Origin of the sequence: Devosia sp. 67-54, from assembly GCF_001899075.1 — a bacterium.
Lineage (GTDB): Bacteria > Pseudomonadota > Alphaproteobacteria > Rhizobiales > Devosiaceae > Devosia_A.
The window spans coordinates 420329-446546 of the sequence record NZ_MKVA01000005.1; the positions used below are offsets into that span (position 1 = coordinate 420329).

The window sequence follows — 26218 nt, forward strand, 5'->3', positions numbered from 1 at the left end:
TGCGGCCGGAGGTTCGATGGCTGATTCCGTCGCCACCCCAGAGACACGACACGTGCGGACCCTGTTCATGTCCGACGTGCATCTGGGCATGCGGCCCACGCGAATCGCCCAGTGCGTCGATTTTCTGCGCCACCACGAGGCCGACACGATCTATCTGATCGGCGACATTCTCGACGGCTGGCGGCTGGCCAAGGCCTGGTACTGGCCGCCGCTCTACACCGAGTTCGTCGAGGTGCTGCTGGACAAGGCGGCGCGCGGGACGCGCATCGTGGTGCTGCCGGGCAACCATGACGAATTCCTGCGCGAATATCTCGGCACCTATTTCGGCGAGGTGGAATTCGTCGATCGCACCGTGCACACCACGGCGCTGGGCCGGACGTATCTGGTGATGCATGGCGACCAGTTCGACGTGGTGGTGGCGCACGCCAAATGGCTCGCCCACGTCGGCGACTGGGCCTATCGCATGGCGCTCAGGGTCAACATCTTCATCAACTGGGTGCGCCGCCGTCTCAGGCGGCCGTACTGGTCGCTCAGCGCCTGGGCCAAGCACAAGGTGAAGAACGCGGTGAGCGTCATCGGCCGCTTCGAGGAAGCGCTGACGCTTGAGGCGCGCGACACCGGCGTCGACGGGGTGATCTGCGGCCATATTCATTTTGCCGACATGCACGACCGGCTGGGCATCCACTACATCAACACCGGCGACTGGGTGGAGAGCTGCACCGCCGTCTGCGAGACGCATGACGGCCAGTTCGAGCTGATCAAATGGGACAAGCAGACGCCGGTGCCGCCCAGGCCGAAGCGCACCGGCTTGCTGCGGCGGGCCAAGGCGCCCACCGACGCCGGAACGGCGTCGCCCTAGCGATCGCGGTGCGGCGCCAACATTCTTGTTTTCGCTGGTGGTTCCGTCCATCCTGATGGCGAAGCGGATTCACGCTTCCGGAGCATTTCCCGAATGAGCTGGTCGAAGCGGGCGAAGGGCATGTTGCCTTGCCTGTGCGGCGTGTCGCGCGGCGAGGCGCTCGATGGCTGACGCGCGGCGCTGGTGGTCGCCGGAATTGCGGGCGACGCTCTATTATTTCACGGTCTTCATGACCTCGGGCGCGGCCGCGGCCTATGGCGGCATCTGGTTCCAGGACCAGGGGCTGAGTCCGGGCGAAATCGGGCTGCTCGGCTCGCTGCCGGTGTTCATCATGCTGGTGCTGAACCTGGTCGTCGGTCGGATCGCCGACCGGGCGCAGGATTGGCGGCAGGTGATCGTCATCGGCGCGCTGCTGGGCGGGGGCATTCCGATCGGGCTGTTCTTCGTGCACGATTTCGCCGGCATCCTGCTGGTGTGGACGCTGGCGGCAATTCCGGTGGCGGCGATCGGACCCGTGGCCGACGCGGCGGCGCTGCGCATGACCAATCGCAACGGCACCGATTTCGGCTTCATCCGCGCCTGGGGCACGGTCGGGTACATGGCGATGACCATTGCCACCGGGCAGATCGTCACCTGGTTCGGGGGCGGCACGTTCCTGCCGTTCTTCGTGGCCCTGGCGCTGCTGCGCGGCATGGCCGCGCTGCAATTGCCCAATTTCCGGGCGCCGAAACACGAACAGACCCTGGCCCGGGCGCCCGGGGCCAGCCGGATGCGCGAGGTCATGAAGCCCTGGTTCCTGCTGCCGCTGGTCGGCTGGTCGATGGTGTTCGCGACGCATCTGGTGCTCAACAGCTTCCAGGCGCTGCTGTGGAAGGGGCAAGGCATCCCCGACCTGACCATCGCCATCCTGATCGCCCTCGGGGCGGCCAGCGAGGCGGCGATGATGTTCGTGTTCAAGCGCTTCGTCGGCCGGTTTCCGGCCCGCCTGGTGATCCTCGCCTCGGCGGTGGTCGCGGTGCTGCGCTGGGCGGCGATGGCGTTGGCGCCGGACGTCGCCATCCTGGTGCCGCTGCAATTGCTGCACTCGGTGACCTTCGCCATGGGCTACATGGGCTGCGTGCACTTCATCGCCAACTGGACCAGCGAGGACATCGCCGCGGAGGCGCAGAGCTTCTTCCAGGTGTTGCAGCAGGCGATGTCGGTGCTGACGCTGACGGCCTTCGGCTGGATCGCCGGGCCGCTCGGGGTGCGCGCCTATTTCGCCTCGGCGGCGTTTGCAGCGCTGGGCGCGGTGCTTATCTTCATCTCGATGCGCCTGATGGCGCCCAAGAGCCAGGGAGCGCAAGCGCATGCCTGAATCGATCAATCTGCTGATGAAGCTCGAACACATCGCCGAGCAGTGGCAGCCCCGCATCGTCGCGGAACTGAACGACTACCAGTTCAAGGTGGCGCGCATCGAGGGCGATTTCGTCTGGCACAGCCATCCGGAAACCGACGAGGCGTTCTTCGTGCTCGAAGGCGAACTGAGGATCGACCTGCGCGACGGCGAGGTGATCGTGCGGCCCGGGGAGCTCTATGTCGTGCCCAAGGGCGTCGAGCACAAGCCGTTCGCCGAACACGAGGTCAAGCTGCTGCTGATCGAGCCGCGCGGCACGGTCAATACCGGCGACCAGGGCGGCGAGCGCACCGCGGCAAACGACGTCTGGGCCTGAAGCCAAAACAAAGGCCCCGCCGAAGCGGGGCCAGAGGGCTTTGGAGATTCTCTTCTGAAGCGGGGCGCCTCAGCCGAGGCGGCCGCTGGCGTGCGCCAGCATGGTGTAGACCTTGCCGCGGTCGGAGGTGAGATAGGCGCGGGTTTCGTTGACCGGGTCCGCGCCACTGGCGGCGCGCTGCAGCAATTGCTCGAACTCGCTCATATAGCTCTGGGCATTCTTGGCGAAGTCGGCGTCGGCGGTCAGCCGGCGCTTCACCTGGTCGAAGGTCGACTGCCCGGTGAGCGTGTAGATGCGGCGCGAGAACACGTTCTGCTCGCCCATCTGGTAGCGGGTCCAAGCGTCGCCGAGAGCGCTCGGATCGATCGAGCGTGCGATCTCGTCGGTGAGGGCCGTGAGGTTCTGCTGCGGCGCAGCGGCCGGGGCCGCCGGGCTGTTGGCATTGCGCAGCACGTCGCGCAGCCAGCCGCCGCTCGCATCGTCCGCGGTGCGGGCCGGGGCGGGCTTCGGCGCCTCGGCAACCGGCGCGGGCCGGAGCGTCGGAGCCTCGGCGACCGTAACGGTGCGCGGGGCCGGCGGCGGCGTCACCGGGGCAGGGCGCGGCGCCGGGGGCTCGGCGGCGCGCACCGGCTCGGGGCGCGGTTCCTGCCGCGGGGCCGAGCGGCGCTCGGTCAGGTCGTGGGTGGCCGACTGGGCGCGCACGATGGCGTTGAGCTCGCTCAGGGCTTCGATCTGCTCGGCGACGACGCGGCGCATCGCAGCGGCGCTGGTCTTGGTTTCCTCAGGCAGTTCCATAACGCCGCGGGCCAGTTCGGAGCGGGTGGCTTCGAGCTCGGTGCCCACTTCCTTGGCCGTCTCGCGCATGGCGGAGGCGGTCTCGGTGAAGCGGCGGGTGGCCTCCTCGAGCGCCTGCTGCATCTCGAGGATCATGGTCGCCTGCGTCTGGCGCAGCACGTCGGAGGCCTTCTCGGTCTCGGCGCCGGCGGCCTCGCGGAAGTCGCCGAGGCGGCTGGTGAGCTCGGAAGTGGCGGTGGAGAGCGCCGAATTCACCTGGTCGCCGGAGCCCGACAGGATCTGCTCCATCTGCGCGCGGGCGTCGAGGAGGCGGCGCTCGGTGGCGTTGATGGTGTCGGCGATCGACTGCGCGAAGCCGCGCATCCGCTCGTCGATCTCGTCGGCGCGAGTGGTGAAGCTCTGCGACAGCGCATCCATGGCGGCGCGGCGTTCCTCGAGCTGGGTGAGGGACTGCGTGCCGGCCTGGTTGAGCGAGGCGGCGGCCTGGTCGATTGCGGCGACTTCGCTGTTGATGTTGCCCAGCAGCGAGCTGAACTCGTCCATCATGCCGCGGACCGTCGACTGCAGGCCGCTGACCTGCTCGCTGACCATGTTGCCGGCCTGTTCGGTCGAGGCAACGGCGTCGCGGACCGTCGACGAATAGGTCGCCGTCTGGCTGGCCACGTTGGTTTCGAGCTCGGTGAGGTTGCGGTTGGCGCCTTCCAGCACCTGCTGCAGGATCTCGTTGGCGCGGTTGAGCCGGGTGAACGCCTCGATCGCATCCGACTGGATGCGTTCGGAGGTGGTGTGCATCATCTGCTCGGTCTGCGACGCGGCGGCGGCGAGGGCCTCGTTGAGAATGTTGCCGTGCGTGCGCAGTGCGTTTTCGAGGGCACTCGCCCTGTCGGCGACGGTCGATGCCAGCGTGTCGGCGTGCTGCCCGACCAGTGCCGTGATGCTGCCGGACTGCTCGGTGACGACGTTGCTGATGGCGTCGGCCTGCTGCGCGACGACGGCGCCGAGGTTCTGCGTCTCGCGGGCGATCACCGAGCCGAGGCTCTGCGTTTCGCTGGTGACCACGGAGCCCAGGGTTTGCGTCTCGCGGCTGACCACCGAGCTGAGTGCCTCGGTCTCGCGGGCAACCACGGAACTGAGGTTCGCCGAATGCTCGGCCACGACGGCGTTGACGCTCTGCGTCTGCTGTTCGACCACGGCGTTGAAGCCCTGGGTCTGCTGCGCGATCACGGCGCTGAGGTTGTCGGATTGCTGGGCCACCACCGAGCTCAGGCCCTGCGTCTGCTGCGTGACCACGGCGTTGATGTTGTCGGACTGCTGCGCCACCACGGCCGCGAGGTTCTGCGCCTGCTCGGCGACCAGCGAGGTGATGCTGTCGGACTGGCCGGCGACCACCGCGTGGAACTGCTCGCCCTGGCGGGCGATGAGTCCGGCAAGGTCGTTGGTCTGCTGCGTCACGGACTGGTTGAGGGCGTTGACGCGGCCCTCGATGGCTTCGGTCGCAGCCACGGCCTTGATCGAGATGAGCTCGTCGATGGCGCGCGAGGCGGAATGGATCTGCTCCATCGCCTGGCGGACATGGGTGTCCATACGGTCGGCGGTCTCAGCCACATCGAGCGTGATGTTGGCGGTGGCGGCAACGATGCGCTTGGAGATGGTCTCCTCGATGCGGTCGGCGCCGGCCTCGAGATCCGCCATCGACTGCACCAGCGCGGTGTTGATCGCGGTGTTGAGCGAGGCGAGACGCTCGGCGGTGATGTCGGCGCGCGCGGTGATCGCTTCGGGCAGGGTGCCCAGCCGCTGGTCGACCATGTCGGTGATCGCCTTGCGGGCCGAGTTGACGCCGGTTTCGATGATGTCGGCGGCCTTGCGGGCGCTTTCGCCCACGGTGGCGGCGGCGCCGTCGATGCGGGCGGTCACGCCGCTTTCGGCATCGGCGATGCGCAGGATGGCGGAGTCGATGCCGCGGCCGAGATTGTCGTTGACCTCGCCGACCTTGCTGGCGATGAGCGCGGTGACGGCGGTGGCGCGGTCGGCCATGACGTCGGTGACCGAGCGCAGCGAGGCGTCGATCTTGTCGCGGGCCTGGGTGCCCTGGGCGTCGATGGTGCGGGCCAGCTCCATGGTGCGGTCGCCGATGGCGCCGGCGATGGCCGCGGTGTGCGTGCCGAGGACTTCGGCGAGCTGCTGGGTGCGGGCGTTGAGCGCCTCGCTGAGCTCGGACGAACGGGTGCCCACGGTCGAGGCGAGGAGCTGGGTGCGCTGGTCGAGCGTAGCGGACAGCGCGTTGGAGTGCTGCGTCAGCGTCTCGTCGATATTGGAGAAGCGCGTCTCCATCACCGTGCCGATGTTGGCGACGTGGGTGTTGAGCGCATTGTCGAGCAGCGTCGTACGGCCGGCGAGCAGTTCGTTGATCTCCTGGGCGCGGCCGAGCAGGGTGTCGCTCATCTCACCGGTGCGCGATTGCAGGGCGTCCACCAGATCGGTGGTACGCGACTGCAGAGCGTCGACCATGTCGGTACTGTGCGACTGCAAAGCGTCGACCAGGTCGGTGGTGCGCGACTGCAGCGACTCCGTCAGGGTCTGGGTACGGCTGTCGAGGGCGTCCGCGAGAATCTGCGAATGGCCCTCGAGGGCGTCGGAAATCTCGCGTGAGCGGTTGCCGATGACTTCGGTGATCTGCTTGGAGCGCTGCCCCAGCGTCTCGATCATCTCGCGCGTGCGCTGGTTGACAATGTCGTTGAAATGGCCGGACTTTTCGTCGAGCGCCATCTCCAGCACGTTGGCGCGGGCGGCGAAGCTCGCATTGTGCTTTTCGAGCGCGGCGATGAGCTTGTCGCCCTTGTCGCCGACGACGCCGTCGAGTGATTGCAGGCGGGTGTCGATGACCACGGCGATTTCGTCGAGGCGGGCATCGAACTGCGTGAGGTTCTGCGAGCCGGCGCCCATCAGGGTGACGCGGGCGCGCTCGGTGGTGTCGTCGAGGGCACCGGCGAGCTCGATCATCGAGGTCTGGAGCTTGCTCTCCATCGAGTTGATCTGGATCGAGAGTTGCTCGTCGAGCTGCTTGGTCAGGCTGCCCATCAGCGCTTCGGCCTCGCGGCTGCGCTGCTGGATGTCGGCGGAGATGCGCGAGCCGATCATGTCGAGCGCCGACGACACCTCATGGCCGCGGTCGCGCAGCTGGTCGAGCAGCGTGATGCCGCCCTGGCTCAGCAACTTCGCCAGCGAGGACGTGCGATTCTCTATGGCTTCGGCGAGGGTGGTGGCGCGGTTGTCGAGCGCTTCGGTGAGGCCGTTGGTGCGCGCGTCGATGACCTGGCTCAGCTCCATCGTGCGGTTCTCGAAGGCCTGGCTGATCGAGCCGGCGCGGTCCTCGAGCGTGATGTTGAGGCGGCTGGCGCTGTCGTCCAGCGCGCTCAGCAGATGGCTGGTGCGCTGGTCGATCAGCGACACGAAGCTTTCGGTGCGCTCGCCGAAGGCGCCGTTGAGCGAATTGCCGGCGGTTTCGAGCGCCTTGGTCAGATTTCCGCCCGATTCCACGATGGTGCCGGCGATGCGCTGGCTGATCATGTCCAAGTCGAAAACAAGGCCGGTGTGGCTCTCGGTGATGGCCTCGCGCACGCGCTCGGTATTGGTGATCACCGCCTCGCGCTGGCTGGCCAGTTCCTGGATCAGCGCGCGCATGCGGGATTCGTTGTCGGAATAGGTGCGCTCGAGAGCGGTGACCTCGTTGTGGATCATCACTTCGAGCTCGCCGGCGCGGCTCAAGGCGCGCTCGAGGCCGTCACCCAGGGCGTTGACCTCGCGGCGCACGGCCTGGCCGACCGAGGCGACCTTCTCGGACGCGGTGGTCTCGGGCTCGGCGAGGCGGATGGCGGCATGCGTCACCGCGGTTGCGGCGTTGCGCAGATCCTGGGCGCGGCGGATCAGGGTGGCGATGGCGAAAAAGCCGAGCACCGGAATGACGGCGAGGGCGACGAGGCCGATGAAATCGTTGGAGCCGAAGAAGGCCGGGCTGCCGAAATCGCGGCCATTGCGGATCAGCGCCACGGCGAGGATGGCGACAACCCAGGCGGCGGCAACGAGGATGGCGACGAGGTTGGGCGTCGACGACGAACGCGACTGCAGGCCGTAGAGGATGCGCGAGCCCTGGAAGCGATCGTCATTGGCGACCGAGCCGGCCATCGAGGCCTGCTTGTCGGCGACGCGGGCGCGGTCGGAGCGGCCGCCGGTCTGCTGCGGGCGGGAGGGAGCGATCAGGGGCTCAGGCTGAGCCTCGGGTTCGGCCGGCGCGGGACCCCCGAAAACGGAGTCCTTGAGGGCGTCCTCGACCGCCGAAAAGGCCAGCGTTGCGGGATCGTCCTGAGTGTTCGATTTCTTCGCCATAACTCTCTACAACTCTCACGTCGGCTGTTGCGACAAGGGGCGGCATCAGAGTTGTCATGGACCGGTGGCCCTTTCAGGTCTCCGGTACATTTGGGTAAAAAGCGATTCAAATGCCCGCCCAGACCCGCCCCATTGCCGCCGCGCGCCGGGTAAGCCTCACCATACATTCAATTTGAGGCAAACCGAGCGGTATCTTAAGCAAAGGTTAATTTGGGCGGATTGGTGGCGCGGGGCGCCGGTCGATGCAGTGCGAGCGATCGGCTTAAGGGCCTGTTCACCCGGCCGCTCTAGGCTTTCATGCGGCCCCGAAGGGTCATCAGTATTCGTGCGTGAGGCCAGAAATGCGTGGACAAAGTGCGGCGAAAACCGCGGAAGCGTCCAATCCGCAGGCACAGATTCGGGGTCCGATCGACCTGGCCCATCTGAGCCGTCAGACACTCGGCGACCACAATCTCGAACTCGAAGTGCTGCGCCTGTTCGACGAGATGAGCCACGTCTATTACGGCCGGCTCGAAACCAGCACCACGGTGCCGGACCTGCTGACCAACCTTCATACGCTCAAGGGCGCGGCGGCCGGGATCGGGGCGTTCGGGCTGGCGGAACTGGCGCGGGTGACCGAAAGCGAGCTCAGGGCCGGCGCGCCGGTCAATCCCGAGCGGATCGACGATTTGCATGTTGCGGTCGAGGAGCTTTCGGCCTTCATCGCCCAGCGGCTGCGGCAGCAGGACGCGGCGTAGCCGGCGTTCCGAGGCTCGGCTTGCGGCCCGCAAGGGGCACCGCTATATGCGGCGCCATGCCGAAAATCACCTTCATCGAAGCCAACGGAACCACCTACGAGACCGAGGGGGAGGTGGGCTCCACGGTGATGGAAACCGCCATCATGAACGGCGTGCCGGGCATCATCGCGGAGTGCGGCGGGGCCTGCACCTGCGCTACCTGCCATGGCTACATCGATGATTCCTTTATGGAAATCGTCGGTCCACCATCGATGATGGAGGAGGACATGCTGGATTTCGCGTTCGAGGTGAAGCCCAACAGCCGGCTGACCTGCCAGATCAAGGTGAAGCCGGAACTGGACGGGCTGATCGTGCGCGTGCCGTCGCGGCAGGGCTAGCGATTTCGTTCCATCGCCGGGTCGGGCGGCAGAACGGTTTGGCGCGCCCGACGGCCGGCGAGGAAAAATAAAAGCTATTGTATTTCAATAGCTTGTAGCAAAAGTCCAAAGTCGACTATACCGCGGCGCGAAAGGCCGCGAATGGGTGAACTCAACACATTCCCCGTCAGCTACAAGGTCAAGGGTCAGCGCATCGTCGTGGTCGGCGGTGGAGAAGAAGCCCTCAACAAAGCCCGGTTGGCCGCTAAGACGACTGCTTCAGTCGTGATTATTTCGGACGAAGCGACCGTTTCCTTCGACGGCATCGACCACGAACTTGTGTCAGGACATCGCGGGTTCGGTGCGCTCGAGGGGGCAGCACTGGTGTTCGTCGCGGAAAAGAGTCCCGTCGCGGACGCGGTGAAGGCCGAGGCACGGCGGCGCGGCATCCCGGTCAACGTCGTCGATACGCCGGACGAGTGCGACTTCTACGTGCCCTCGATCGTCGAGCGCGCGCCGCTGACGGTGGCGGTGTCGACCGAGGGCGACGCGCCGGTGCTGGCACGGCTGGTGAGGGCGCAGATCGAGGCGATGCTGTCGCCCGACACCGGGCGGCTGGCGCGGCTCGCCGGATCGCTGCGCGGGCGGGTGGCGGCGACGCTGGGCAAGCTGCAGGCGCGGCGGTTCTACGAGGATCTGGTGACGGGCGTCGGCGAGCCCGAGGCGCTGCTCGACGCGCATGCGGGAGAGGCGGCCGGCGAGGTGTGGCTGATCGGGGCGGGACCGGGGGCCGAGGACCTGCTGACGCTCAGGGCGCAGCGGCTGCTGCAGGCGGCGGACGTGATCGTCCACGACCAGCTGGTGCCGGACGCGGTGATCGAGATGGGCCGGCGCGACGCCGAGCGGATCAGCGTGGGCAAGAAGAAGGGGCACCATTCCTTCACGCAGGCCCAGATCAATGCGCTGCTGGTACGGCTGGCGCGGCAGGGCAAGCGCGTGGCGCGGCTGAAGAGCGGCGACCCGATGGTGTTCGGGCGCGCCGGCGAGGAGATCGCGGCGCTGCGCAAGGCCGGCATCGGCTATCGGATCGTGCCGGGGGTGAGCGCGGCGCTGGCCGCAGCCGCCGATACGGCGACCCCGGTGACGCTGCGCAGGGTATCGCCGGGGGTGATCTTCGCCACCGCGCACGGCGCCGACAGCGCCGAGCTCGACCATTGGGCGGCGCTGGCCGGGGCCGGACTGACGCTGGCGCTCTACATGGGCAAGTCGATCGCCATGGAAACCGCCGGCAAGCTGCTTCGGCGCGGCATGCGGCCGGATCTGCCGGTGGGCGTGGTGGCGAACGCCGGGCGCCGCAATCGCTCGCTGTACCGCGCCACGCTGGGCGACATCGCCGCGGATGGCGCCGACATGGCAGACGGGCCGGCGGTGATCTTCATCGGCGAGGCGGTGGCGCATGGCGACTGGGCCGCGGCGGAAGATTTGGCGGTCGCGAAATTCAAGGTGGCATGAATGGACATTCTCACCGGCAACGAGCTGGTCAGTGGAGCGACGGTCTATCTGAGCAGAAGCGGCCTTTGGGTCGAGGATTTGCAGCAGGCGCGCGTCTTCCTCAAGGAAGAGGCGGAGGCGCGCGACGCGGCGCTGGACGCGAGCCGCAACACCATGCGCATCAATTCGCTGGAGATCGAGACGGTGCAACTGCGCGACGGCACGATCTATCCCGACCGCATCCGCGAGCGCATCCGCGCCGCGGGGCCCACGGCGCCGCGCTTCGACCGGCAGCACCTCGGACAGGACGACCATGTATCGATATGACGAGTTCGACGCCGCGTTCGTGCAGGAGCGCACGGCGCAGTTCACCGACCAGGTGATGCGGCGGGTGCGCGGCGAGATCAACGAGGACCAGTTCCGGCCGCTCCGGCTGATGAACGGGCTCTACCTGCAATTGCACGCCTATATGTTCCGCATCGCCATTCCGTACGGCACGCTGCGCTCGAAGCAGCTGCGCAAGCTGGCGTTCCTGGCGCGCGCCTACGACCGCGGCTACGGGCATTTCACCACGCGCACCAACATCCAGTTCAACTGGCCGCGGCTGAGCGATGTGCCGAAGATGATCGAGCATCTCAACGAGGTGGAGATGCATTCGATCCAGACTTCGGGCAATTGCATCCGCAACATCTCGACCGACCAGTTCGCCGGCGCCGCCGCGGACGAAATCATCGATCCGCGGCCGATGGCGGAGATCCTGCGGCAGTGGTCGAGCCTGCACCCGGAGTTCTCGTACCTGCCGCGCAAGTTCAAGTTCGCCATGACCGGCTCGGCGAACGACCGCGCGGCGATCAAGTTCCACGACATCGGCATGAAGGCGGTGACCAATCCGGCCGGCGAGATCGGCTGGGAGATCTGGGTCGGCGGCGGGCTGGGACGCACGCCGATGATCGCCAAGATGATCCGCGGCTATGTCGAGCACGAGAATTTGCTCGCCTATCTGGAGAGCATCCTGCGCGTCTACAACCGCTACGGCCGACGCGACAACAAATGGAAGGCGCGCATCAAGATTCTGGTGCACGAGACCGGCATCGACAAGCTGCGCGACGAGGTGGAGGCCGAATATGCGCAGATGAAGGGCGGCGTGCTGACGCTGCCGCAGGCCGAGCTCGACCGCATCAGCGCCTATTTTGCCGAGCCGCCGTTCGAGCTGGTGAACGCGACGCAGATCGACGTGGTGAAGGAGAAGGCAGCCGACGCGCCCTATGGCGAATGGCTGGAGCGCAATATCCATTCGCACAAGCACCCCGGCTACGTGTCGGTGACGATTTCGCTGAAGCCGATCGGCGGTGCGCCGGGCGACTGCACGGCCGAGCAGATGGAGGCGGTGGCCGAGCTGGGCGAGCGCTATTCGTTCGACGAAATCCGGGTGACGCATGAGCAGAACCTGGTTCTGCCGCATGTGCGGATCGCCGACCTGCGGACGGTCTACGACCGGCTGGTCGAGGCGGGCCTGGCGAGCGGCAATGCCGGGCTGATCACCGACATGATCACCTGCCCGGGCCTCGATTTCTGCTCGCTGGCCAATGCGCGCTCGATCCCCATCGCTCAGGCGATCTCGCACAAATTCGCGGCGCCCGAGCGGCAGCGCGAGATCGGCAACCTCAAGATCAAGATCTCGGGCTGCATCAATGCCTGCGGCCACCACCATGTGGGCCATATCGGCATCCTCGGGGTCGAGAAGAAGGGCACCGAGCTCTACCAGATCACGGTGGGCGGCGACGCCACCGAAGCGGCGGCGCTGGGCGACACGCTCGGCCACGGCTTCGTTGCCGACGAGGTGCCGGCGGCGATCGAGCGGCTGGTGGAGGCGTATATCGCGCGGCGCGAGACGGCGGACGAGCCGTTCATCGAGGTGTATCGGCGGGTGGGCGACGCGCCGTTCAAGGAGGCGCTGTATGGAAATGCGTGAGGTCGCGGTCGGCAGTTCGATGAGATGGAGCAGTCGGCGTTCCTCTCCCGCTTGCGGGGGAGGGGGACCACGCGTCAGCGTGGTGGAGGGGGAGGCCGCTTGCTCCGTGCTCGTGGCCGCCCCCTTCCGTCGGCTTCGCCGCCACCTTCCCCCGCACGCGGGAGAAGGAGTCCCGACTGCGAGGGCTGCCGTCAGGGTGTGTCATGTCCACTAACCTTGCGTTCGACGTTCCCGAGTCCGCACCGCGGCGGGCGCTGCAGATCGTGGCGCTCAACGGGCTGTTCGACGAGATGGATGCCGAGGGGGTGCTGCGGCATGCGGTGAGCGAGGTGCTGCGCGAGGATGTGGCGATCGTGTCGTCGTTCGGGGCGGATTCGGCGGTGCTGCTGCATCTGGTGTCGCTGATCGACCGGCGCCTGCCGGTGTATTTCCTCGAAACCGGCAAGCATTTTCCCGAGACGCTGACCTATGTCGAAACCCTGACACGGCATCTCGGGCTCGCCAATGTGCGCTGGCTCAGGCCCGACCCCAAGGACGTGACGCGGTTCGATCCGCGCGGCGAGCTGTGGGAGAGCGATCCCGATTCGTGCTGCCACATCCGCAAGACCGAGCCGCTCGACGCCGAGATCGCCAATTTCGGCGGCTGGGTGACCGGCAGGAAGCGCTATCAGACGGCCGAGCGCGGCGTGCTGCCGCATTTCGAGCTGACCTCGGACGACCGCATCAAGGTCAACCCGCTGGCGTATTTCTCGGACGCCGACGTCAACGCCTACAAGCGGGCGCACGGGTTGCCGGAGCACCCACTGTTCGCTAAGGGCTACCGGTCGATCGGCTGTGCCCCGTGCACGACCGTCGTCGCCGAGGGCGAGGACCCACGCGCCGGCCGCTGGCGCGGACTCAACAAGAAGGAGTGCGGCATCCATTTCGACTTCAATGGAGCGATCGCAAAACCGGTGGCCGCGGTGGAAAAGACCCTGTTCAAAGACGGCAAGTTCATTGCCGACCCGTTCCGCGCCTGGGCCGAGGGGGACGATCCGGCGGCGGTGCGCTATACGCATATTCCGCTCGAAATGTTCGTCGCCAACCGCGCGGCGGTGCTCGGTAATCCGCACCCGAACGGGCTGCTGATCCGGGCGGGAGACGCCATCGAGGAGGTGGCGGCCGATCTCGGGCGCTTCGCGTCGGTGGCGGTGGAGTTCCCGAAATTCTCGGACGGACGCGGCTACACCACGGCGCGGCTCGCCAGCGAGCGCTACCATTATGCGGGGGAGCTCCGGGCCGTCGGCGACGTGCTGATGGACCAGATCACGCTGATGCGGCGCTGCGGCATCACCGCGTTCGTCGTGGTGCATCCGGCGACGCGCAAGGCGCTGGAGACCGGCACGCTGGTGACGGTGAACCGCTATTACCAGCCGATCGGCAGCGCCGAAGTGCCGGTGGGAACGCGGCCCTTTTTGCGCAAAGCACCGGAGACGGTGTAGGAGCATTTCCTCTCCCCGGTGTCATCCCCGCGAAAGCGGGGACCCAAGCCTGTGCTGGCTCCGGTGGAGAGACGGGTCCCCGCTTTCGCGGGGATGACACTTTGTGGGACGTGGAACTGCATGACCGATCCGATCGAAACCGATGTGGTGATTGTTGGCGCCGGCCCGGTGGGGCTGTTCGCGGTGTTCGAGCTGGGGCTGCTCGACCTCAAATGCCATGTGATCGACATCCTCGACCGGCCGGGCGGGCAGTGCGCCGAGCTCTATCCGGAAAAGCCGATCTACGATATTCCGGGCTTTCCGATCGTCACCGGCCAGGAGCTGGTCGACAATCTGCTGAAGCAGATCGCGCCGTTCGGGCCGCAATTCCATTTTGGGCAGATCGTCAACACGCTGGCGCGGCAGCCGGACGGGCGGTTCCTGCTGACGACGGACGCCGAGACGACGTTCCTCGCCAAGGTGGTGGTGATCGCGGCGGGCGGCGGCTCGTTCCAGGCCAAGCGGCCGCCGGTGGACGGCATCGAGGCCTATGAGGGTAAGTCGGTGTTCTATGCGGTGCGCCGCATCGAGGATTTCCGCGACCAGGACGTGGTGATCGTCGGCGGCGGCGACAGCGCGCTCGACTGGACGCTCAACCTGCAGCCGATCGCGCGGAGCCTGACGCTGGTGCACCGGCGCGACGCGTTCAAGGCGGCGCCGGCTTCGGTCAACCGCATGAAGGAGCTGGTGATGGAGGGCAAGATCAACTTCCTGCTCGGCCAGATCAGCAAGCTCGAGGGTGCCGACGGGCAGCTCTCCGCGGTGCATTTCGCCATGGATTCGGGCGAGGCGATGGTGCATGCGACGCGCATGCTGCCGTTCTTCGGGCTGACCATCAAGCTCGGCCCGGTGGCCGATTGGGGGCTGCAGCTCGACCAGAGCGTGGTCAAGGTCGACACCGAGAAGTTCCAGACGTCGGAGCCGGGGATCTTTGCGATCGGCGACATCAACTCCTATCCGGGCAAGCTGAAGCTGATCCTGTCCGGCTTCCACGAGGCGGCGCTGATGGCGCAGGCGGCCAAGAAGATCGTCAGCCCCGACGAAAGAGTGGTGTTCCAGTACACGACGTCGAGCACCAAGCTGCAGCGCAAGCTGGGCGTGGTGGAATGAAGATCGTCGTCACCGACCAGGCCGGCGAGGTGCACGAGCTCGAGGGGCTCGAGGGCTGGCGGGCGATGGAGGTGATGCGCGACTGGGGGCTCGACATCAAGGCGGAATGCGGCGGCGCCTGCAGCTGCGCCACCTGCCATGTGTGGGTCGACCCCGACTGGGCCGGGCGGCTGCCGGGGCCGAGCGACGACGAGGAGGATCTGATCTACTCGACGCTCGACCAGAAGCCGAATTCGCGGCTGAGCTGCCAGATCATCCTCAACGACGGGCTCGACGGGCTGAAGCTGACGCTGACGCCGAGCGCCAGCAAGACCATCGGGGCGTAGACGCGCCGGAACGATCGTTCCACTGCGAACGACCAGCAGCCCTGGCGTTCCGGCATTCATTTGCCGTTCAGGCACGCCGCTCTATCTCGCCGCCCGTCTTCGCGGGGGGCTTCTGGCGAGATACGAATGGATTTCTATACGATCTTCAAACTGTTGCACGTGCTGTGCGCGCTGGCCTGGGTCGGCGGCGGCATGACGCTGCTGGTGGCGAGCCTGCTGGCGAGCCGCGCCAACAACGATGCGGGGCTGATGGCCGGGCTCGATTTGATGAACCGGCTGGGCAAGACCTGGTTCGTGCCGGCGTCGCTGCTGACGGTGGTGTTCGGCGCGGTGGTGGCGACGCTGGGCGGCATGTGGGGCGAGCTGTGGGTGATCCTGGGGCTCGCCGGCTTCGCCTCGACGTTCCTCACCGGGCTGCTGCTGCTCGAGCCGGAAGGGCGCCGGATCGGCGCGCTGGTCGAGGCCGGCGACATGGCCGGCGCCATCGCGGGCGGCCGGCGGCTGATGACCGTCGGCAAGTTCGACTACACCGTGATGCTGATGGTGATCGTCGACATGGTGGCGAAGCCGGGGCCGGGCGATGTCGCCGTGCTCGGCGTGATGGCGGTGGCGGTGATCGCCGGTGCCGTGTTCTTCCTCGGGCCGATCCTGGCGCGGACTCCAGCCGCAGCTTGATCGGACCGGGAGAACCCCCGTCCGCCCGATGGGGCTGCCGGCGCTCCTGCGTGGGGTGGGAGGGCTGGCACCGAGGGCTCGGTCGGCGGACGGGGGATTGTCTTAGCGGGACTTATTCCGCGGCGATGCGCAATTGCTGCGGGGCCGCGAAGCGGCCGATCCAGGCGACATAGGCGTCGACCCAGCGGTTGAGGAAGTCGCGGGTGCGCTCGTCGGTGATCAGGTGGTTCTCGTCGATCATCCCCGGCTTCAGCACCTGGTAGACCTCCGGGCGGCCCATCACGGCGAGGCCGAGGATCACCAGGATCGAGCGCAGATGCGCCTGCGCGGCGGCGGTGCCGGACTGGCCGGCGGTGGCGCCGACGATGGCGGCGGGCTTGCCCTCCCAGACGCTCTTGCCGAACGGTCGCGACGGCCAGTCGATGGCGTTCTTGAGGACGCCGGGGATCGAGCGGTTGTATTCCGGGGTGACGAACAGCACGGCGTCGGCGGCGTCGATCCGCTGCTTGAGGTCGAGCACGCTCGCGGGCGGATCGTCCCACAGCGTCTCGTCGTAGAAGGGCAGCTTGCCCAGATCGATGAAATCGAACTGCAGCCGGCCGAGCGCCAGCTTCTCGATGGCGCGTGCGAATTGCAGATTTGAGGAGTTCGGCCGGATGCTGCCGACCAGAACCGCAACCTTGTACATTATACCCCGTCCCGTTGGTAACTGTTTGTGACTGAGACACTAGATGTGCCTGGATTGCGGGTTCGGCAAGACGGCACAGTTTGCAGCCTGACGAACAGGCTGTTCACCGAGCGCGCAACGGTGCTTGCCCTCGCGGGGAGGACGGTTCAGTCTCCCCGCCCACTATCGGTTCGACACAGCCTGAGGGGGATGCGGCTATGGACTGGTATGCACTCGTCAAATTCCTGCATGTGGCATCGGCGGTCATCTGGATCGGCGGCGCCTTCGTGATGGTCGTGCTCGGCGCCCGGGCCGACCGGGCGCGCAACGATGCCGAGATCGTCGGCGTGGTGCGGCAGGTCGCCTGGGCGGCCGAACGCGTCTATGTGCCGGCGAGCGTGGCGACGCTGGTGTTCGGCGTCATCGCCGCGACGCTGGGCACACTCTGGACGACGCTGTGGGTGATCCTCGGGCTGGTCGGCGTGGCGGTGAGCATGGCGATCGGCATCTTGGCGCTGACGCCGCGGGCCAAGCGGGTCGAGGCGGGTCACGCGGCGAGCGGCGTGACGCCGGCGATCGTCGCCATCGGCCGCGAAATCCTGACCATCGCCAAATTCGACATGGTGCTGCTGTTCGTGGTGGTGGCCGACATGGTGCTGAAACCGGAGGCCGGCGACTGGGTGACGCTGGCGGTGATGGCGGTGCTGCTGGTCGCGGCCGCGGTGGCGTGGCTGCCGGCGGCGTTCCGCAAGCCGGCCGTGGCTTAGGGCTTTTCGGCCGATTTCGCCACATTGGCGAGCTCGGGCAGGAAGTCCCTGACCATCGGCTGCGGCTCGGTGGTGAAGGGCAGCGGCCGGACGACGCGCATGGCGGCGATGCCGACGCGCACGGTCATCAGGCCGTTGACCACGCCTTCGCCCAGCCGCTGCGACAGGCGCGAGGCGAGACCCTGGCCGAGCAGTTGCTCGACGACGCCGTCGGTGAGCACCAGCCCGCCGGTCACGGCGAGGTGGCCGAGGATGGCGCCGAACAGCCGCCAGGTGCCCCACAGGCCGGGGCGGGCGCCATAGAGGCGGGCGATGGCGCCGCCGAGGCGGACGCTTTCCCAGACGACGAAGGCGATGTCGACCAGGGCCCGCGGCGACACGGCGGTGACCAGCGCCACGCGGCGGGCCGAGGCGGCGGTGAGGCTGCGCGCCCGCGCGTCGAGCGGCGCCAGCAGCACGCGTTCGGAAAAGCGCAGCAACTCGCCGCCGTCGAAGATCTGCGGCCGGTCGGTCCCGAAGTGGGCGAGGGCCCGCGCCATGTCGGGGCGGCCGGTGTAGATCGACCGCAATTCGCCGGTGACGGCGCTCGCCTGCTTGAAATTGTCGGTGCCGAAGACGACGAGGGCCTGGGCCTTGAGATGGTCGAGGGTGCGCAGGCGCCAGAGCGAGGCGGCCTCGCGGATGATGATGGCGACCAGCGCCAGCAGGAACAGGCCGAGCACGGTGAGGCCGAGCCAGCCGAGCCAGGGCGTGGTGGCGAAGAGGTTGCGGATCAGGGCGTCGACGGCGAGGCCGAGGCCGAGCGAGACGAGCAGTCCGGCGGTGCCCCAGAGCAGGCGCGGCAGCCAGCCGAGGCGCGGCGCCACGACCGGCAGGTCCGCCGGATCGGGCAGGGGATCGGAAAAGGAATCGACGCGATCGCTTTCGGCCTGCACGTCGTCGGGCGCGAAGGCACGGGGGGCGCGCAGCTCGACGGCGGGCACGCTGCCTGCGGCATTGAGCGGAATGGCGACGGGGCGCTTCATCTCAGCCGATCTCCGAGCAGATAGTCGAGGGCACGATCGAAGCGGATATGCGGCAGCACCGGCGCGCCCTCGGCGTTGCGCTCGAGCTTCTGCGGCGGCAGGAAGCGCAGGAATTTGAGATCGACCTGCCTGCTTGTGCTCGGTCCATCCGGGCCCGAAGCGGGCTCGTTCGGCCAGTCGCCGGGGCTGCCGGCTTCAAAGACCGAATCCGGCGATGCCGGCAAGTCGCCGGGAAACAAGGCGATTTCGGTCCGGCCGTCATAGGTGATGCCGTCCAGGGTTTCGCCCGGCTCGGGCGTGCCGATGATCACGTCGAGATCGTGCACGCGGCCCTCGCGCGTGGCGCGGATGGCGGCGAGCGCGACGGAGGCGGCATCGGCGCCGGCGAATTTTGCGCGGCGCGCGGCGCGGGCGACGAGACGGTTGAGGATGGCTTCGAGTCGGTCGTGGCTGGTGTGATGGATGTGGTCGGCCTTGGTGGCGGCGAACAGGATGCGGTCGATGCGGCGCGAGACGAGACGCGTGAGCGGGTTGGAGTCGCCCTGGCGGAAGCAGGCGAGGATGTCGGTCAGGGCGGTTTCGAGATCGGCGACGGCCGCCGGCCCGGCGTTGAGGGCGCGCAGCGTGTCGACCAGCACGATCTGGCGGTCGAGGCGGGCGAAGTGATCGCGGAAGAAGGGGCGGACGACGATGTCCTTGTAGGCCTCGTAGCGGCGCTCGAGCATGGCGTAGAGGCTGCCGGCGCGCGGCGTGGCGGCGGGCGGCGGCAAGGGCGCGAAGGTCAGCGCCGGCGAGCCCTCGAGGTCGCCGGGCATGAGGAAACGGCCCGGCGGCAGGGTGGAGAGGGCGTGCGCGTCGGCGCGGCTGGCGCGCAGATAGGCAGTGAAGGCGGCGGCGAGGCGTTCCGCGTCGGGGTCGGTGGCCGGCCGGGTGGCGTCGGCCGCTGCGAGAGCCTCGATGAACGCCGCCGCCTCGGCCGGCGCGCCCTGGCGGCGGGCACGGTCGATGGCGCTGGCCGACCATTCGGCAAAGTTCAGCGACAAGAGCGGCAGGTCGAGCAGCCATTCGCCGGGATAGTCGACGATGTCGAGATTGAGCGTCGACGGGCCCGACCAGCCGGAAAACCAGCGCTGCGACTGGTATTTGAGGCTGATGCGCAATTCCGAGATGCGGCGGGTGCTTTCGGGCCAGCCCGGAGTCCTGCCCGTCAGCGACTGCAGGTGCTGCTCGTAGGCGAAGCGCGGCACGCCGGCGTCGGGGGATTCGGCCAGGCGCGCGCCGATGAAGCGGCCTTCGGTGAGCGGCGCGAAGCCGGGCAGGCGCCCGCCGGTCAGCAGATTGTGGATCAGCGCGGTGATGAAGATGGTCTTGCCGGCGCGGCTGAGGCCGGTGACGCCCAGGCGCAGCGTCGGGGTGAAGCTGCCGGACGCGGCGTCGGCGAGATTGGCGAGGGCGATGCCGATCTCGTCGGTGATGGTGGTTGGCGATTGCGGCATCTGGCCCTCGTTCCAGCCTCGAAAAATAGGCTTTCGGCCTGCCATTGCAAGGCGCGGGACGGACAGTGAAGACAGCGGCCGGTCCGCCGCCCTTGTCGCGAGCCGGCGCGGTGGCCATAGCGGAGGCCTGCCGCAACTCCAGGCCCCTGCCAGGCGTTGGAGCGCCAACCGAGGAGGACAGGATGGCCGACCCCATTGTCGAGGTAGAGACCACGATCGACGCCGACCCGATGACCGTGTGGTCGGCGATGACCAACCGGCAATCGCCGATGTTCATGGGCGCAACCATGGAGTCGGACTGGACGCCGGGGTCGCGCTACACCCTGCATGGCGACTGGAACGGCACTGCGTTCACCGACTATGGCGAGATCGAAACCGCCGAGCCTGGCCGGGAGCTGAGCTTCACGCACTGGTCGAAGACGGAGGAGGCGCCGGAGAGCTACAACGCCGTCCGCGTGCGCATCGCGCCCGAAGGAAACGGCAGCCGGGTGACGCTGGCGCAGTTCGGCCGCGGCAAGACGCAGCCGGTGGACGACAAGACCAGAGCGGAGTTCCGCAAGAACTGGGCGATGATGCTCGACGGCCTGAAGCGGGCCGCCGAGGCGAAATAGGGCCGAAGCCCGCTCAGGCGCCGATCCGGTCCATATCGAACGGCGTGGTCTGGTAGATCTCGTTGATCCAGTTCTGGAACAGCAGATGGGCGTGGCTGCGCCAGCGGTTCTCGGGCTCGATCGCCGGATCGCCGTTGGGAAAGAGGTTGACCGGCTGGGCGGGATTCAGCCCGGCCTTCACGTCGCGCTCATATTCGTCGGCCAGCGAGCGGTGGTCGTATTCGAGATGGTTGAGCATGTGCACGGCCCGGTGCCTGGGGTCGTCGATGCAGCAGACGCCGATGTCGGCGTTGTCGATGAGGATCTCGAGGTCGGGGCCGAGGCTTTGGCGATCGATGTCGTTGTAGCGGCTGACCGGGATCATCGGGCTGTCGGAAAAGCCGTGCAGCCATACCGAGCGCGGGTTGACGATCCTGTGGCGGAACACGCCGAAGGCCTTGTGCGGCATGCGGTAGCGGCGGACGCCGTGGAAGTAGTGCAGCGCCGCCTGCGCCCCCCAGCAGATGAACATGGTGCGGTGGACGTTGGTCTGCGTCCATTTCATGATCTCGACCATCTCGGACCAGTATTTGATCTCCTCGAAGGGGAGGTGGGCGATGGGCGCGCCGGTGACGATGAAACCGTCGAATTTTCGCGCGCGCACCTGTTCCCAAGTCGAGTAGAAGGTCTTGAGGTAGTCCTCGGAGGTGTTCTTGGACTGGTGGTCGGTGACGCGCACCAGCGTCAGGTCGACCTGCAGCGGCGTGGCGCCGATGAGGCGCGAGAACTGCGTTTCGGTCCGCTCCTTGTTGGGCATCAGGTTCAGGAGGCCGATCTGCAGCGGCCGGATGTCCTGGCGCGCAGCGCGGCTCGAATCCATGACGACGACGCCCTCGGCTTCGAGGGTCTTGCGGGCGGGGAGGTTGTCGGGAATGCGGATGGGCATGAGGCGATCTCGAGATTAGGGGGCGAACGGCGGCGGCTCAGGTGAGCTCACGCATTCGGCCCTTGATCGCGGTGGCGACGAGATCGACGAATTCCTCGCCGTCGCGGACGGTGGCGAGGTCGGCGGCGTCGATGGTGTAGCCGTATTTGTCGGCGAGCTTCTGGTAGCGCGGCAGGCGGTCGTGCAGCAGCGCCTCGAAGCCCCAGGCGCCGAACTTGTCGGGATCGACCTTGTTGTCGTCGGCCACCTTGTTGAGCTTCTTGAACTCGGCCCATTTTTTCGTGAGGAAGGGCGGCTGGTAGTACATCGGCTTGGGCGAGGCCGTGAAGCGGCGCACCAGCTCGTCGGCATCCTTTTCGGTGCCGCGGATGTAGATCAGGGCGGTGCTGCCGGCGAGCGTCCTGATCACCGGATCGTCGGGGTCGTCGGGATCGACCACCTCGATCAGCGAGCCGCCGGTGTCGGCGATGAAATTGTCGTAGGCGTAGAGGTCGTGGGCGCGCTGGATGAAGCGCGGCACTTCGAGCAGGGCGGCGATCTCGCTTTGGCGGTGCTGTTCCTGGCGGCGGCGGTATTCGTCGAGCGGCAGGCCGCCCCTGGCGGTGTTGCCGGGGCGGCCGAGATAGGTCGACAGCGGATCGAGATTGGCGAAGGTGATGTTGGAGCCGATCTTGATCGAATCCGTGCGCAGCAGATCGCGCAGGAACGGCACCTTCATGGCCTCGGCCTTGAAGTTGTCGACGATGAACTCGCCCATGTGGCGGGTGCCGATGCGGTAATCGACCGAATAGTGGAACCATTGCGAGCGGCGCAGCAGCGCCGCCAGCCGCGTCTTGCCGACGCCGGCCATGCCGAACACCGTCACGGCGTGACGTGGCGCGTCATGAAATTCGTCCGGCGTCCTGAACAGCATCGGGTTTTTCGCCTGGTGGGGTCGGTTGACGCGTTTAGAGGAAGCGCCGGGAAGGCACAAGCATGGCGGCAGAATCTGCCGCCCAGCCCGGACGCATTTGCCGGGCGCGCCGGCGCGCGGCGGCCGGAAATGCTGCAAATTCAACGAGATGAGAGTCTGGCACCCGGCTTGCATCGCTGAGCCCGAACAGGCGTGCGCGAGCCGCCGCAGGCAATTGGGGACGTGCAATGGGTATCTACGGGGCTCTTTCAACCGCGGTCACGGGGCTTCGCGCCCAGTCGTTCGCGCTCGAGAACATCTCGGGCAACATCGCCAATTCGCAGACCACCGGGTTCAAGCGCGTCGATACCGACTTCCTCGACATGATCCCGGACCAGCCGACCAAGATCCAGACGTCGGGCTCGGTGATCGCGCAATCGCAGGCGACCAACACGCAGCAGGGCGACGTCAAGACGGTGAGCAATGCCACCTACATGGCGGTGAACGGCTCGGGCTTCTTCGTGGTCGAGCCGGCGATCGGGCAGACGGACGGCGCCTCGGTGTTCGCCGGCTCGAACTACTACACGCGGCGCGGCGATTTCGACATCAACAAGAACGGCTATCTGGTCAACGGCTCGGGCTATTACCTCAAGGGCCTGCCGATCGACCCGACCACGCACAACATTTCGAGCTCGCTGCCGCAGGTGATCCGCATCTCCAATTCGTTCCTGCCGGCGGCGCCGACGACGCGCGTCAGCTACCAGCTCAACCTGCCGCAGCTTCCCAAAAACGGGCAGTACCAGGAGTCCAAGACCTCGGGCAGCGAATTGCTGAAGCCGCAGGATTTCGACAGCAGCATCGGCAACGATACGTCGGCGAGCACGACCGGCGCCGCGGCGGCCACCGGCGATGCCTCGACCAATATCGCCAGCGACGGCGACTCGCTGGTGGTGCAGGTGGGGACCACGGCATCGCCGGGCACGCCCGTCACCATCACCTTCACCAACACCGGCGCGGCCACGACCGGCACCAATATCGACCTCACCACCACCAATACGGTGGGTGGCGTGCTGACGGCGCTCAACGCGGCAGTGCCGGGCGTCACCTTCTCGCTGTCGGGCGGCAAGATCGTCGCCACGGCAGCGGGCACGACCAACAATCTGACGATCACCGACAACACCACCGGCGCCACGACGGGCATGGGCTTCACCAACGGCTCGAGCTCGCCGAGCGTGTCGCAGACGCTGCAATTGTCGTCGCGCGCCGGGACCATCAAGGCGCAGGATTCCGACAAGTTCATCAACGAGTCGATCTCGGGCGGCGCCATCACCGTCTATGCCAGCAACGGCGCGCCGGCCAACGTGCAATTGCGCTGGGCCAAGATCGCCAGCAGCGATGTGGGCGGCGTCGACCGGTGGAACCTCTACTATCTGTCGGACAGCAGTGCGACGGGCGGCACCACGATGTGGAAGAACGTCGGCACCGACTACACCTTCGGCTCGGACGGCGCGCTGAGCCCGGCGCTGACCGAAACGGACCTGTCGGGGGTGACGGTGGACGGCGTGTCGCTGGGCAACATCTCGCTCAATTTCGGCACCGGCGGCATCACCCAGTTCAACGATCCGAACGGCACGGCGGGCGTTACGGCGCTGAGCCAGAACGGCTATCCGGCGGGGCAGTACACGTCGGTGGCGATCAACGACAACGGCCGCGTCGTGGTGTCGTACGACAACGGCCAGACGGTCGAGACGGCGCAGGTGGTGACGGCCAATTTCAATGCCGCCAACCAGCTGAAGCGGCTCGACGGCGGCACCTTCGAGGCGACGGCGGATTCGGGCGGGCCGATCATCAACAGCAGCGGCGGGGTGATCGGATCGTCGCTCGAGAGCTCCAACACCGACATCTCGGAGGAGTTCACCAAGCTGATCGTGACGCAGCAGGCCTATGCGGCCGGCACCAAGATCGTGTCGACGGCCGACCAGATGCTGCAGCAGGCGCTCAACATGCTGCGCTGAGCGGCGCGGCGGTTCGGAGTTAAGCGTCCATGGGTCTCGGCATTTCGCTCGCCAACGCGCTGACCGGCATGGCCACCAGCCAGGCCAGCCTCAACGTCGTGTCGCGCAATGTCGCGAACGCGGGCACGCCCGGCTACCACAAGCAGTCGCTCAGCGTCATCGACACGATGGGCGTCAACTCCATCTTCGCCCGGACGGGCGGGGTGCAGCGCGCCTTCGATGCCAGCCTGCAGGCGAACTACAATTCGGCGACGTCGAACTCGGGCTACACGTCCACGATGTCGGCGGTGCTCGACCAGCTGCAGACCTATTTCGGCAAGCCGGGCGAAGATGCGTCGCTCGACACCATGTTCGGCAGCTTCATGAACGCGCTGCAGGCGCTGGGCACCAGCCCGGACGATTTTGCGACGCGCGCCACGGTGGTGTCGAAGGCACAGAGCCTGGTGTCGACGCTCAACTCGCTGTCGAGCAACATCCAGAGCCTCAGGCAGTCGACCGAAACGCAGATGCAGGCGAGCGTGACGGTGCTCAACCAGTCGCTGCAATCGCTGGCGCAGATCAACCAGCACCTCGCCAGCCAGTCGGGCGACGAGGCGGCGCGCTCGGCGCTGATGGACCAGCGCGACCGGCTGGTGTCGCAGATCTCGGAACAGATCGACGTGCAGGCGACGTATCGCAACGACGGTACGGTGGCGCTGATGACGCGCACCGGCGTCGGCCTGCTGGACGTCAAGGCGGCGACGTTCGAGTTCGACCCCGCGGGGACGCTGACGGCGGAAAAGCTCGGCAGCACCGACCCGGCCAAGAGCGCGGTGGGCAGCCTCAAGCTGATCAGCTCGTCGGGGCTGACGCTCGATCTGGTGCAGCAGAACGTGCTGCAGTCGGGCAACCTCAAGGCGTTGACCGATCTGCGCGACAAATCGCTGGTGTCGGCGCAGAGCCAGCTCGACCAGGTGGCCGCGTCGCTGGCGCAGGCGATGAACACGGTAACGACGCAGGGGACGCCCGCCGGCTCGGCGGGGGCGCCGAGCGGCTACAGCCTCGATCTCAGCGCGCTGCAGGACGGCAACGATTTTACTGTCGATGTCGGCAAGAACGGCGTTACGCAGACCTATCGTTTCGTGCGGGTCGATGACCCCAGCAAGCGGCCGCTCGACTATTACGACGCCAATGGCGCGCATGTGGTGGGCGTCGATTTTTCGGGCGGCATGGCCCAGGTGGCGCAGTCGGTGCGCGGGGCGCTCGGCGGCGGCTTCGCGGTGACGGCGACGGCCAATGGCGTGCAGGTGCTCGACGACGGCTCGACCGGCACCACCGATGTCAACGGCATGACCAGCCACGCCACCGTGACCTCGCTGCAGGGCGGCGCCAACGCGCTGGCGCTCAACCTGTTCGTCGACAATGGCGATGCCCCCTACACCGACAGCCTCGGCGGGCGCGGGCAGAAGCTGGGGTTCGCGGCGCGCATCACCATCAACAGCGCCATTCTCGCCGACAACCGCTACCTGGTGCAGTACCAGGCCGGCGGCTCGATGGGCGACGACGACCGCGCCAACTACCTGCTCGACCAGCTCAGCAATATGCGGTTTGCCACGCCGCAATCGAACGTGTCGGACCTCGGGGCGTTCCGCCTGTCCGGCTCGGTCGGCGATCTGATCTCGCAGACGATGGACTATACCGGCAATGTCGCCGCCGACGCCAAGAGCAGCGCCGACACGCAGCAGACGGCAGTGCAGGCGCTGAACCAGCGGCTCGACAGCGAGTACGGCGTCAATGTCGATGAAGAGATGGCGCGGCTGCTCGAGCTGCAGAACGCCTATTCGGCCAATGCGCGAGTCATCTCGGCAGTGCAGGACCTGATGTCCAAGCTGCTGGATCTGTAAG

The 26218-nt window shown here is 67.2% G+C and carries 22 protein-coding genes; 16 read left to right on the plus strand and 6 right to left on the minus strand.

Features of this window, described 5'->3' with window-relative positions:
- Window positions 1–16: 16 nt before the first annotated feature.
- From BGO82_RS07065 to BGO82_RS07075, 3 genes are all read left to right on the plus strand, one after another.
- A complete protein-coding gene (locus tag BGO82_RS07065; protein ID WP_291304858.1) occupies window positions 17–859 on the plus strand; it encodes a UDP-2,3-diacylglucosamine diphosphatase in 843 nt (280 codons plus the stop codon).
- A gap of 163 nt (window positions 860–1022) precedes the next feature.
- Window positions 1023–2216: an MFS transporter gene (locus BGO82_RS07070; RefSeq protein ID WP_291304859.1), complete on the plus strand. Its 1194-nt coding sequence runs from the start codon at window positions 1023–1025 to the stop codon at window positions 2214–2216.
- Complete coding sequence (locus BGO82_RS07075) at window positions 2209–2571, plus strand: cupin domain-containing protein (RefSeq protein WP_291304860.1); 363 nt, start codon at window positions 2209–2211, stop codon at window positions 2569–2571. Before BGO82_RS07070 ends, BGO82_RS07075 begins: the two co-directional genes overlap by 8 nt.
- A gap of 69 nt (window positions 2572–2640) precedes the next feature.
- Here the strand turns inward: BGO82_RS07075 and BGO82_RS07080 are convergent, their stop codons facing one another.
- Entirely contained in the window at window positions 2641–7749 is a 5109-nt protein-coding gene (locus BGO82_RS07080) for a hypothetical protein (RefSeq protein ID WP_291304861.1), read from the minus strand.
- A gap of 341 nt (window positions 7750–8090) precedes the next feature.
- Here BGO82_RS07080 and BGO82_RS07085 point away from each other — a divergent pair, with 341 nt between their 5' ends.
- The 9 genes from BGO82_RS07085 to BGO82_RS07125 all read left to right on the plus strand — a co-directional run bounded on the left by BGO82_RS07085 (window position 8091) and on the right by BGO82_RS07125 (window position 15936).
- Complete coding sequence (locus BGO82_RS07085; RefSeq protein WP_291304862.1) at window positions 8091–8486, plus strand: Hpt domain-containing protein; 396 nt, start codon at window positions 8091–8093, stop codon at window positions 8484–8486.
- A 56-nt stretch (window positions 8487–8542) separates the two neighbouring features.
- Complete coding sequence (locus tag BGO82_RS07090) at window positions 8543–8863, plus strand: 2Fe-2S iron-sulfur cluster-binding protein (RefSeq protein ID WP_291304863.1); 321 nt, start codon at window positions 8543–8545, stop codon at window positions 8861–8863.
- A 141-nt stretch (window positions 8864–9004) separates the two neighbouring features.
- Window positions 9005–10354, plus strand: coding sequence for a siroheme synthase CysG (cysG, locus tag BGO82_RS07095; protein WP_291304864.1), 1350 nt, complete (start codon window positions 9005–9007; stop codon window positions 10352–10354).
- A complete protein-coding gene (locus BGO82_RS07100) occupies window positions 10355–10660 on the plus strand; it encodes a DUF2849 domain-containing protein (protein WP_291304865.1) in 306 nt (101 codons plus the stop codon).
- The gene (locus BGO82_RS07105; RefSeq protein WP_291304866.1) at window positions 10647–12305 is read left to right on the plus strand and encodes a nitrite/sulfite reductase; all 1659 of its coding nucleotides are present in this window, start codon (window positions 10647–10649) and stop codon (window positions 12303–12305) included. Before BGO82_RS07100 ends, BGO82_RS07105 begins: the two co-directional genes overlap by 14 nt.
- Window positions 12306–12508: 203 nt before the next feature.
- A complete protein-coding gene (locus tag BGO82_RS07110; RefSeq protein WP_291304867.1) occupies window positions 12509–13786 on the plus strand; it encodes a phosphoadenylyl-sulfate reductase in 1278 nt (425 codons plus the stop codon).
- Window positions 13787–13906: 120 nt separating this feature from the next.
- Window positions 13907–14935, plus strand: coding sequence for an NAD(P)/FAD-dependent oxidoreductase (locus tag BGO82_RS07115; RefSeq protein ID WP_291304868.1), 1029 nt, complete (start codon window positions 13907–13909; stop codon window positions 14933–14935).
- Window positions 14932–15261: a 2Fe-2S iron-sulfur cluster-binding protein gene (locus BGO82_RS07120; RefSeq protein WP_291304869.1), complete on the plus strand. Its 330-nt coding sequence runs from the start codon at window positions 14932–14934 to the stop codon at window positions 15259–15261. Before BGO82_RS07115 ends, BGO82_RS07120 begins: the two co-directional genes overlap by 4 nt.
- 126 nt (window positions 15262–15387) lie before the next feature.
- Window positions 15388–15936, plus strand: coding sequence for a DUF2269 family protein (locus BGO82_RS07125; protein ID WP_291304870.1), 549 nt, complete (start codon window positions 15388–15390; stop codon window positions 15934–15936).
- A 112-nt stretch (window positions 15937–16048) separates the two neighbouring features.
- On the opposite strand, the gene BGO82_RS07130 is transcribed toward BGO82_RS07125, so the two are convergent.
- The gene (locus tag BGO82_RS07130) at window positions 16049–16624 is read right to left on the minus strand and encodes an NAD(P)H-dependent oxidoreductase (protein WP_291304871.1); all 576 of its coding nucleotides are present in this window, start codon (window positions 16622–16624) and stop codon (window positions 16049–16051) included.
- Window positions 16625–16821: 197 nt separating this feature from the next.
- Between BGO82_RS07130 and BGO82_RS07135 the strand changes: the two genes are divergently transcribed.
- The gene (locus BGO82_RS07135) at window positions 16822–17370 is read left to right on the plus strand and encodes a DUF2269 family protein (protein WP_291304872.1); all 549 of its coding nucleotides are present in this window, start codon (window positions 16822–16824) and stop codon (window positions 17368–17370) included.
- On the opposite strand, the gene BGO82_RS07140 is transcribed toward BGO82_RS07135, so the two are convergent.
- Together BGO82_RS07140 and BGO82_RS07145 are read right to left on the minus strand one after the other, a co-directional pair.
- On the minus strand, window positions 17367–18395 hold the full coding sequence (locus BGO82_RS07140; RefSeq protein ID WP_291304873.1) for a TIGR01620 family protein: 1029 nt from the start codon (window positions 18393–18395) through the stop codon (window positions 17367–17369). The two genes, BGO82_RS07135 and BGO82_RS07140, sit on opposite strands and share 4 nt — an antisense overlap.
- Window positions 18392–19891: a YcjX family protein gene (locus tag BGO82_RS07145; RefSeq protein ID WP_291304874.1), complete on the minus strand. Its 1500-nt coding sequence runs from the start codon at window positions 19889–19891 to the stop codon at window positions 18392–18394. The genes BGO82_RS07140 and BGO82_RS07145 overlap by 4 nt, the downstream gene beginning before the upstream one ends.
- A 182-nt stretch (window positions 19892–20073) precedes the next feature.
- On the opposite strand from BGO82_RS07145, the gene BGO82_RS07150 reads away from it, so the two are divergent.
- The gene (locus BGO82_RS07150) at window positions 20074–20502 is read left to right on the plus strand and encodes an SRPBCC family protein (protein ID WP_291304875.1); all 429 of its coding nucleotides are present in this window, start codon (window positions 20074–20076) and stop codon (window positions 20500–20502) included.
- Between the two features lie 13 nt (window positions 20503–20515).
- Here BGO82_RS07150 and metA read toward each other — a convergent pair whose 3' ends face one another.
- Together metA and BGO82_RS07160 are read right to left on the minus strand one after the other, a co-directional pair.
- A complete protein-coding gene (gene metA / locus BGO82_RS07155; RefSeq protein WP_291304876.1) occupies window positions 20516–21427 on the minus strand; it encodes a homoserine O-succinyltransferase in 912 nt (303 codons plus the stop codon).
- 37 nt (window positions 21428–21464) lie between these two features.
- Window positions 21465–22340 carry an ATPase gene (locus BGO82_RS07160; protein WP_291304877.1) on the minus strand — a complete coding sequence of 292 codons (876 nt, stop codon included), beginning with the start codon at window positions 22338–22340 and terminating at the stop codon, window positions 21465–21467.
- A gap of 227 nt (window positions 22341–22567) precedes the next feature.
- Here BGO82_RS07160 and BGO82_RS07165 point away from each other — a divergent pair, with 227 nt between their 5' ends.
- A complete protein-coding gene (locus BGO82_RS07165; RefSeq protein WP_291304878.1) occupies window positions 22568–24334 on the plus strand; it encodes a flagellar hook-basal body complex protein in 1767 nt (588 codons plus the stop codon).
- Window positions 24335–24363: 29 nt separating this feature from the next.
- Window positions 24364–26217, plus strand: coding sequence for a flagellar hook-associated protein FlgK (gene flgK, locus BGO82_RS07170; RefSeq protein WP_291304879.1), 1854 nt, complete (start codon window positions 24364–24366; stop codon window positions 26215–26217).
- Window position 26218: the final 1 nt, after the last annotated feature.

Coding starts and splice junctions, on each gene's coding strand:
- BGO82_RS07065 (WP_291304858.1), top strand. CDS start 17: ATGGCTGATTCCGTCGCCACCCCAGAGACACGACACGTGCGGACCCTG.
- BGO82_RS07070 (WP_291304859.1), top strand. CDS start 1,023: ATGGCTGACGCGCGGCGCTGGTGGTCGCCGGAATTGCGGGCGACGCTC.
- BGO82_RS07075 (WP_291304860.1), top strand. CDS start 2,209: ATGCCTGAATCGATCAATCTGCTGATGAAGCTCGAACACATCGCCGAG.
- BGO82_RS07080 (WP_291304861.1), bottom strand. CDS start 7,749: ATGGCGAAGAAATCGAACACTCAGGACGATCCCGCAACGCTGGCCTTT.
- BGO82_RS07085 (WP_291304862.1), top strand. CDS start 8,091: ATGCGTGGACAAAGTGCGGCGAAAACCGCGGAAGCGTCCAATCCGCAG.
- BGO82_RS07090 (WP_291304863.1), top strand. CDS start 8,543: ATGCCGAAAATCACCTTCATCGAAGCCAACGGAACCACCTACGAGACC.
- cysG (WP_291304864.1), top strand. CDS start 9,005: ATGGGTGAACTCAACACATTCCCCGTCAGCTACAAGGTCAAGGGTCAG.
- BGO82_RS07100 (WP_291304865.1), top strand. CDS start 10,355: ATGGACATTCTCACCGGCAACGAGCTGGTCAGTGGAGCGACGGTCTAT.
- BGO82_RS07105 (WP_291304866.1), top strand. CDS start 10,647: ATGTATCGATATGACGAGTTCGACGCCGCGTTCGTGCAGGAGCGCACG.
- BGO82_RS07110 (WP_291304867.1), top strand. CDS start 12,509: ATGTCCACTAACCTTGCGTTCGACGTTCCCGAGTCCGCACCGCGGCGG.
- BGO82_RS07115 (WP_291304868.1), top strand. CDS start 13,907: ATGACCGATCCGATCGAAACCGATGTGGTGATTGTTGGCGCCGGCCCG.
- BGO82_RS07120 (WP_291304869.1), top strand. CDS start 14,932: ATGAAGATCGTCGTCACCGACCAGGCCGGCGAGGTGCACGAGCTCGAG.
- BGO82_RS07125 (WP_291304870.1), top strand. CDS start 15,388: ATGGATTTCTATACGATCTTCAAACTGTTGCACGTGCTGTGCGCGCTG.
- BGO82_RS07130 (WP_291304871.1), bottom strand. CDS start 16,624: ATGTACAAGGTTGCGGTTCTGGTCGGCAGCATCCGGCCGAACTCCTCA.
- BGO82_RS07135 (WP_291304872.1), top strand. CDS start 16,822: ATGGACTGGTATGCACTCGTCAAATTCCTGCATGTGGCATCGGCGGTC.
- BGO82_RS07140 (WP_291304873.1), bottom strand. CDS start 18,395: ATGAAGCGCCCCGTCGCCATTCCGCTCAATGCCGCAGGCAGCGTGCCC.
- BGO82_RS07145 (WP_291304874.1), bottom strand. CDS start 19,891: ATGCCGCAATCGCCAACCACCATCACCGACGAGATCGGCATCGCCCTC.
- BGO82_RS07150 (WP_291304875.1), top strand. CDS start 20,074: ATGGCCGACCCCATTGTCGAGGTAGAGACCACGATCGACGCCGACCCG.
- metA (WP_291304876.1), bottom strand. CDS start 21,427: ATGCCCATCCGCATTCCCGACAACCTCCCCGCCCGCAAGACCCTCGAA.
- BGO82_RS07160 (WP_291304877.1), bottom strand. CDS start 22,340: ATGCTGTTCAGGACGCCGGACGAATTTCATGACGCGCCACGTCACGCC.
- BGO82_RS07165 (WP_291304878.1), top strand. CDS start 22,568: ATGGGTATCTACGGGGCTCTTTCAACCGCGGTCACGGGGCTTCGCGCC.
- flgK (WP_291304879.1), top strand. CDS start 24,364: ATGGGTCTCGGCATTTCGCTCGCCAACGCGCTGACCGGCATGGCCACC.